At 44.7% G+C, this 1,696-nt stretch carries 1 protein-coding gene and 3 tRNA genes; all 4 read left to right on the top strand.

Features of this window, described 5'->3' with window-relative positions:
• The first annotated feature begins 121 nt into the window (after positions 1–121).
• Positions 122–205 (top strand) — tRNA-Tyr (locus J536_RS24265).
• A 37-nt stretch (positions 206–242) separates the two neighbouring features.
• Positions 243–318: transfer RNA gene (locus J536_RS24260), tRNA-Gly, on the top strand.
• Between the two features lie 13 nt (positions 319–331).
• A tRNA-Thr gene (locus tag J536_RS24255) sits at positions 332–406 on the top strand.
• 147 nt (positions 407–553) lie between these two features.
• On the top strand, positions 554–1,696 hold a 1,143-nt coding region (gene tuf / locus J536_RS24250; RefSeq protein WP_050680453.1), incomplete at its 3' end, for an elongation factor Tu.

The following is a 1,696-nucleotide window of genomic DNA, read 5'->3' as shown; positions in this document are numbered from 1 at the left end:
GCTCAGTTGGTAGAGCAACTGACTTGTAATCAGTAGGTCCACAGTTCGAATCCGTGTGCCGGCACCATCTTAAAGGTGTGTAGTTGTGAAGTAAAGAACAACACTGAAATAAGTGTGATATGGTGAGATTCCCGAGCGGTCAAAGGGGGCGGACTGTAACTCCGCTACGAAAGTTTCGAAGGTTCGAATCCTTCTCTCACCACCATTAACTTCGATTGAAGTGGTATATATACCAACACAGTGCGGGAGTAGCTCAGTTGGTAGAGCGGCAGCCTTCCAAGCTGCATGTCGCGAGTTCGATCCTCGTCTCCCGCTCCATCGAAGGATAATCGCTCTTATAGCTCAGTGGTAGAGCACTCCCTTGGTAAGGGAGAGGTCTCGAGTTCAAATCTCGATAAGAGCTCCAGATACAGTTTAGTAGATTTTCTACAAAGATTTAAAAAGCAGGCTTATTAGTCTGCTTTTCAAGTATTGGGTGTTTGATTTTTTAGGCGATATGTCGATGCTGAGTTTTTGCTCAGAATTGTGTTCGACGTAAACGAGGACTATAAACATGGCTAAGGCTAAGTTTGAACGTAATAAGCCACACGTAAACGTGGGCACAATCGGTCACGTTGACCATGGTAAAACAACTTTAACTGCTGCGATTGCAACAATTTGTGCAAAAACTTACGGCGGTGAAGCGAAAGATTACTCACAAATCGACTCAGCACCTGAAGAAAAAGCACGTGGTATTACGATTAATACTTCACACGTAGAATACGATTCTCCAATTCGTCACTACGCGCACGTTGACTGCCCGGGCCACGCCGATTACGTTAAAAACATGATTACTGGTGCTGCTCAGATGGACGGCGCGATCCTTGTGTGTGCTGCGACTGACGGTCCAATGCCACAAACTCGTGAACACATCCTTCTTTCTCGTCAGGTTGGTGTACCTTACATCATCGTATTCTTGAACAAGTGTGACCTTGTTGATGATGAAGAATTACTTGAATTAGTAGAAATGGAAGTTCGTGAACTTCTTTCTACTTATGACTTCCCTGGTGATGACACTCCAGTTATCCGTGGTTCTGCGCTTAAAGCGTTGGAAGGCGATGCTGGTCAATATGGTGAGTCTTCAGTTCTTGCTCTTGTTGAAGCGCTTGACTCTTACATCCCAGAACCAGAACGTGCTATCGACAAAGCATTCTTAATGCCAATCGAAGACGTATTCTCAATTTCTGGTCGTGGTACTGTAGTAACAGGCCGTGTAGAAGCTGGTATCGTTAAAGTTGGTGAAGAAGTAGAGATCGTTGGTATTAAAGATACAGTTAAAACAACTGTAACTGGCGTAGAAATGTTCCGTAAACTTCTTGACGAAGGCCGTGCAGGTGAGAACTGTGGTATCTTACTTCGTGGTACTAAGCGTGAAGACGTACAACGTGGTCAAGTACTTGCTAAACCAGGTACAATCAAGCCGCACACTAAATTCGACGCAGAAGTATACGTACTTTCTAAAGAAGAAGGTGGTCGTCACACTCCATTCTTAAATGGTTACCGTCCACAGTTCTACTTCCGTACAACTGACGTAACTGGTGCAATCCAATTACAAGACGGCGTTGAAATGGTTATGCCAGGCGACAATGTTGAAATGTCAGTAGAATTAATCCACCCAATCGCAATGGACCCAGGTCTACGTTTTGCGATCCGTGAA

The sequence above is a fragment of the Acinetobacter sp. 809848 genome (genome assembly GCF_000581275.1).
In the GTDB taxonomy this organism is placed as follows: Bacteria; Pseudomonadota; Gammaproteobacteria; order Pseudomonadales; family Moraxellaceae; genus Acinetobacter; species Acinetobacter pittii.
Note: the sequence above shows the minus strand (reverse complement) of the source record. Positions and strands in the feature narration are given on the sequence as shown.